Annotated in this window: 5 protein-coding genes; 3 read left to right on the top strand and 2 right to left on the bottom strand. The window is 72.2% G+C overall.

Translation table 11 applies throughout. The features are described 5' to 3' along the window. From ZRA01_RS21325 to ZRA01_RS19780, 3 genes are all read left to right on the top strand, one after another. Nucleotides 1–2,192: SbcC/MukB-like Walker B domain-containing protein (locus ZRA01_RS21325; RefSeq protein ID WP_218028773.1), on the top strand; the 2,192-nt coding region annotated here is incomplete at its 5' end. Nucleotides 2,193–2,288: 96 nt separating this feature from the next. Then, nucleotides 2,289–2,600 carry a LysM peptidoglycan-binding domain-containing protein gene (locus ZRA01_RS19785; RefSeq protein ID WP_141355095.1) on the top strand — a complete coding sequence of 104 codons (312 nt, stop codon included), beginning with the start codon at nucleotides 2,289–2,291 and terminating at the stop codon, nucleotides 2,598–2,600. 13 nt (nucleotides 2,601–2,613) lie between these two features. Next, entirely contained in the window at nucleotides 2,614–2,964 is a 351-nt protein-coding gene (locus tag ZRA01_RS19780; RefSeq protein ID WP_141355094.1) for a hypothetical protein, read from the top strand. An 18-nt stretch (nucleotides 2,965–2,982) separates the two neighbouring features. On the opposite strand, the gene ZRA01_RS19775 is transcribed toward ZRA01_RS19780, so the two are convergent. After that, the gene (locus tag ZRA01_RS19775) at nucleotides 2,983–5,079 is read right to left on the bottom strand and encodes a response regulator (RefSeq protein WP_141355093.1); all 2,097 of its coding nucleotides are present in this window, start codon (nucleotides 5,077–5,079) and stop codon (nucleotides 2,983–2,985) included. Beyond that, the coding region (locus tag ZRA01_RS20660; protein WP_218028772.1) for a PDC sensor domain-containing protein at nucleotides 5,022–5,433 on the bottom strand (412 nt) is incomplete at its 5' end. The genes ZRA01_RS20660 and ZRA01_RS19775, both read right to left, overlap by 58 nt.

The raw sequence follows: 5,433 nt of genomic DNA, 5'->3' as shown, positions 1-5,433 counted from the left end.
CCCGCCACAAGGCCGCCCTCGAAGGCCGCCGCGACGCCCTCGCCGGCGCAGTCCGCCTGGCCGGCCAGCGGGGCGAGCTCGAGCGCGCCCGCCAGCGCCTCGACACCCACCGCAGCGTCCAGCAGGCCCGCCTCACCGACAGCACGGCCCGCCTCGGCCAGGCCGCCGCCGCCCGCCCGGCCCTGGAGCAGGAGTTTGCCGCCGCCACCCGCGCCCTCGAGATGGCCCGCCTCGTCGCCAGCGACACCGCCGAGCGCCTGCGCGCCCAGCTCCAGCCCGACGCCCCGTGCCCGGTGTGCGGCGCCGTCGATCACCCCTATGTGGCCCACTCGCCCCAGGTCGATGCCCTGCTCGACGGACTGGCCCAGGGCGTCACCCGCGCCCAGGCCGCGCTCCAGCAGCTCGCCCGGGAGCAGGGCGAAGCCCAGGCCGCCCAGGCTGCCGCCGGGGCCCAGCTCGCCGCGCTCGATCTTGAAATCGCCGCCCACCTCGACACCGCCGCCCGCCTCCAGGCCGACTGGCAGGCTCACCCGCTGCAGGCCGAGCTGGAGGTGCCCAGTGCAGCCGCACTGCCCGCCTGGCTCGCCGCCAGGCAGCTCGAAACCACCACCGAGCTCGACGCCCTGCTGCACACCGAGGCCCGCTGGCGCGACAGCCTGCGCCAGCGCGACGCCGCCCAGCAGGCCGCCGATGCCGCGGCCCGCCAGCTCGCCGACACCGCCCGCCAGCTGGCCGGGCTCGAGCTGCAGCACCACAGCGCCCGCCAGTCCCTGCAGGATTGCAGCGCGCGCCTCGCCGAGCTCGAGCAGCACCTGGCCGACCAGCTCGCGCCCCTCGACGAGGCCCTCGCCGAGCCCGGCTGGCGCGACGCCTGGCGGGCCGACCCGGCCGCCTTCCGTGCCCGCTGCGAGGCCCGCGCCAATGCCTGGCTGGCGCACCGCCAGCGTGTCAGCGACGGCGAAGCCCGCGCGGCCAACCTCACCGTCGCCCTGGCCGCTGCCGAAGACGCCGCCGGCCAGGCCCGCCAGCACAGCGCCGCCGCCGTCGACGCGGCCCGCCAGCTTGCAGCCGGCCTCGACGCCGACCGCCAGGCCCGCGCCCAGCTGTTCGACGGCGCCCCCACTGCCGCCACAGAGACCGCCCTCGACCAGGCCATCGTCAGCGCCCGCAGCCAGCTCGACCAGGCCCGCCAGGCCAGCCAGCAGGCCGATGCCGAGGCCGCCCGCCTCACCGAAGCCCTGCGCCAGCACGGCCTGCAGCGGGACGCCCTGGCGGCCGGCCACGTTGCGGCCGGGCAGCAGCTCGACGCCTGGCTGGTGGCCTTCAATGCCGGCGGGCAGGGCGGCGAGCCCCTCGACCCCGCCGGCCTCGAGGCCCTGCTGGCCTTCGACCCCGCCTGGATCAAGGCCGAAGCCGAGGCCCTGCAGGCCCTCGACCAGGCCATCGCCCGCGCCGACGCGGTGCGCCAGGAGGCCGGCCGTGCCCTTGACGCCCACTGCGCCGCCCGGCCCCCGGAAGCGCCGCCCGACGACAGTGCAGAGGCCGTCCGCCTCGCCCTCGCCGAGCTCGACACCGAAGCCGCCCGCCTCGCCGAAGCCCTCGCCGCTGTGCGCCTCGCCCTGGCCCGGGACAACGACAAGCTTGCCCGCTCGGCGAGCCTGCGCGCCGACATCGACGCCCAGGCCGGCAAGACCCGCGTGTGGGCCCAGCTGGGCGAGCTCATCGGCTCGGCCGACGGCAAGAAGTTCCGCAACTTCGCCCAGCAGCTCACCCTCGACGTGCTCCTCGGCTACGCCAACCGCCACCTCGAAAGCCTCTCCCGCCGCTACCGGCTGGAGCGGCTCAAGGACAGCCTCGGGCTGCTGGTGGTGGATCAGGACATGGGCGGCGAGGTGCGCTCGGTGCACTCGCTGTCGGGGGGCGAATCCTTCCTCGTCTCGCTGGCCCTCGCGCTGGCGCTGGCCTCGCTGTCGTCCCACCGGGTGCAGGTGGAGTCGCTGTTCATCGACGAAGGCTTCGGCAGCCTCGACGCCGACTCCCTGCTGCTCGCCATGGACGCCCTCGACAAGCTCCAGGCCCAGGGCCGCAAGGTGGGCGTGATCTCCCACGTGCACGAGATGACCGAACGCATCGGCACCCGCATCGCCGTGCGGCGCAGCGGCGGCGGGGTGAGCCGGGTGGAGGTGGAGTAGGGGCGCCGGGGGCCCGGCTGTGATTGGTTTTTCAGGCCGGGTGGACCATCATGAAAACCGGGTGCCGAATCGTGCTTGGGGCGGGAGAATGAGCCGATGATCTATACCGTGAGGCCGGGTGATTCCCTGTGGTCGATCGCCAGTACGCTCTGTCGCAATCCTTATCTGTGGCGTCAGATCGCGGACGATAACCACATCCGCGGAAGCACGATCCTGGTGGGGCAAAGCCTCGTCGTCAGTGATGCCCTCTGCAGCCGGCGAGCGGCAGGGGCGCTCTCCGGCATGGTGGCCTCCGGCGGGCAATCCGTCGCCGGGGCCGTCGTCACGATGGGGCTGGGTTCGATCATCGGGGGCACCGCCGGATACTTCGGGGCCGACTGGGTGTCCGACCACATCGACCCGAACTGAATCGGAGGCATCGATGCCGGACAGAGCATGGCTGGAGCAGCCGCCGCCGTGGGTTGTCTTTCCCCGGATGGAGCCTCTCGAGGCCGCCGCCGACCAGGGCGCGCAGGAGGCCTGGGTCGACCAGGTGTGGCGCCCGTTCTGGGCCTCGCTTGGCGCGGCGGAGCGCGACGCCTATCTCAGCCAATGGGGGGCCAGCGAGGCGTGGCGGGGGGCGATCCACTTCCTGTTTGAAACCCCCGAGGGCTTCGATGCCGCGGCGGATGCGGCCGAGAGCGCCCGCTGGCTGGCCCAGGCGGAGCCGGCCGCAAGGTCGCCGCGGGGAATCGCGGCCCTGTTGTCGAGATTGTTCGGGAAGCGCGGCTGAGCCGGCCGCGCCGCGGCCTCAGCCCAGCCAGCGCAGCAGGGTCGTGTAGAGCAGCTCGGGCACCACCGGTTTGGTGAGGAAGTCGTTCATGCCCGCGGCGAGGCAGTTGTCGCGGTCCTCGCTGAACACGTTGGCGGTCATCGCGATGATGGGCACCGCCTGGCGCCCCGGCAGCTGGCGGATGTGGCGGGTGGCGGTGAGGCCGTCCATCTGCGGCATCTGCATGTCCATCAGGATCAGGTCGTAGCTGTGCTGGCGGGACTGGTCGACGGCCTGGAGGCCGTTGTCGGCCTTGTCGACCTGCAGACCGACGCTCTCGAGCAGGTCTTCGGCCACGATCTGGCTGATCGGCTCGTCTTCCACCAGCAGCACCCGTCGGCCCCGGGCCACCTGGGTCAGCCGGGCCTCGGCGTCGGGTTCGGCGGCCGCCTCCGGCGCGGTGCCCGGTGCGGCGGATTTCTCGAGCCTTGCGGTGAACCAGAACGTGCTGCCGACGCCAAGGGTGCTGTCCACGCCCACTGTGCCGCCCATCAGCTCGGCCAGCCGCTGGGTGATCGCCAGCCCCAGGCCGGTGCCGCCGTAGGCGCGGGTGGTCGAGCCGTCGGCCTGCTCGAAGGCCTTGAAGATCTTGCCGACGGCCTCGGGGGCGATTCCGATGCCGCTGTCCCGCACCTCGAAGCGCAGCACCAGGTGGCTGCCCTCGTCGCTGTCGATGCGTGCGCCCAGGGTGACGCCGCCCTGCCCGGTGAATTTGATCGCGTTGCCCACGTAGTTGATCAGTGCCTGCTGCAGCCGCGTCGCGTCGCCGAGCAGGCCCGGCAGGCCGGCGGGGGGCTGCGCCTCCAGCCGGATGCCCTTGCTCGCCGCCCGCTCGGCCATGATCTCGACCACGTTGGACAGCAGCTGCGGGATCTGGATGGGTTCGTTGCTCAGGCTCAGCTTGCCGGCCTCGATCTTCGAAAGGTCGAGGATCGAGTCGATGATCTCCAGCAGGTGCTTGCTGGCCGCCCCGATCTTGTCCAGGCGGCTGGCCTGCTCGGGCGTGGCCCCGCTGCGTTGCATGAGGTAGGCCATGCCGGTGATGGCGTTGAGCGGCGTGCGGATCTCGTGGCTCATGTTGGCCAGGAAGGTGCTCTTGGCCCGGTTGGCCGACTCGGCGGCGTTGCGGGCGTCCTCGAGCTGTTCGGTGCGCTCCTGCACCAGCTCCTCGAGGTGCAGGCGGTGGGTTTCGAGCTCCTGCTCCAGGGCCTTGGTGGCCGTCACGTCGGTGACGAAGCCGTACCACACGATGCCGTGGGCCTCGTCCGGCTCGGGCATGGCATCCACGTGCAGCCACTTGATGAGGCCGTCGGTGCCGCGGATGCGGTAGTCCACCTGCCAGCGCTCCATCGTCTCGGCCGAGCGGGCCAGCGAGGAGAAGAGGGGGTCGTGGTCCTCGGGCAGCTGTCGTTCGCGGATGCTGCCGGTGCTCGATTCCAGCTCCGTGGGGCTCACCCCGTAGATTGTCTGCGCCGCCGCGCTGGCGAAGGGAAAGGCGCCCGAGCCGTCCGGCCGCTGGTAATACTGGAAGACCATGCCCGGCACGTGGGCCAGGATCTTGCGCACTCGCTCGGTGGCTGCCACCTGGGCCAGCAGCGCCTCCTGGTCGACGATCGACTGGAGCAGGCCGTTGAAGGCGTTGGCCAGCTTGCCGATCTCGTCGTCCCGTTCGATGGGCAGCGGCTCCCGCGGGCGCAGGCCCTGGCGCATCTCGTCCAGCCGCTCCGCCGAGCGCTCCAGGGGCTGCAGCTGCCGGCGCACCCACCACCACGCGACGAGCCCCGCGAACAGCGTGAGCGCCGCCGCCCAGCCGAGCAGCCGCTGCTGCATCTGGCGGACCACCAGAAAGGCCTCGCCGGTCGGCAGCACCGACTGCATCAGCCAGCCCGTCTTGCCGATCTTCACCGACGACGACAGCTCCTCGACCCCCCGCGAGCTGACCGCCACGCCCGAGCCCTCATGCCCGCCGAGGTAGCGGTCGTACACCGCATTGACCCCCGGCGCCGGCCCGGTCTGCATCACCCGGCGCTTGTCGGACGAGGCGACATAGGTGCGCGACCCGGCATCGGTGACCATGAAATCCCCGTCCGGCCATACTTTGCGCTACCCACCTGATCCAGAAAATTCGGCTCGTGCAGGTTGGTGACGCCCAGCACCGCGCCCATGAAACGCCCTCCGGGCGCGCGGATCGCCTGGGCGACGGTGAGCACCGGGGCACCGGTGCGCCGGCCCCGCAGCGGCGGGGTGATCAGCGGCTCGTTGCGCTCCTTGAGCTTGGCGAAGAAGCTCAGGTCCCCGTAGTCCCCACCCACCCGGTTGTGCTTGCCCGGCACGCTGGCGATGGCCACGCCATCGGCATCCAGCACGATCACGCCCCAGTTGAACATCGGCTCCAGCCCCGACTGGGATTCGAGCAAGGCCTTGGCGGCT

This window comes from Zoogloea ramigera, from assembly GCF_006539865.1.
In the GTDB taxonomy this organism is placed as follows: domain Bacteria; phylum Pseudomonadota; class Gammaproteobacteria; order Burkholderiales; family Rhodocyclaceae; genus Zoogloea; species Zoogloea ramigera.
Note: the sequence above shows the minus strand (reverse complement) of the source record. Positions and strands in the feature narration are given on the sequence as shown.

What these genes read in the sequence shown, in the direction of transcription:
- ZRA01_RS19785 (WP_141355095.1), top strand. Translation starts at nt 2,289, where the DNA reads ATGATCTATACCGTGAGGCCGGGTGATTCCCTGTGGTCGATCGCCAGT.
- ZRA01_RS19780 (WP_141355094.1), top strand. Translation starts at nt 2,614, where the DNA reads ATGCCGGACAGAGCATGGCTGGAGCAGCCGCCGCCGTGGGTTGTCTTT.
- ZRA01_RS19775 (WP_141355093.1), bottom strand. Translation starts at nt 5,079, where the DNA reads ATGGTCACCGATGCCGGGTCGCGCACCTATGTCGCCTCGTCCGACAAG.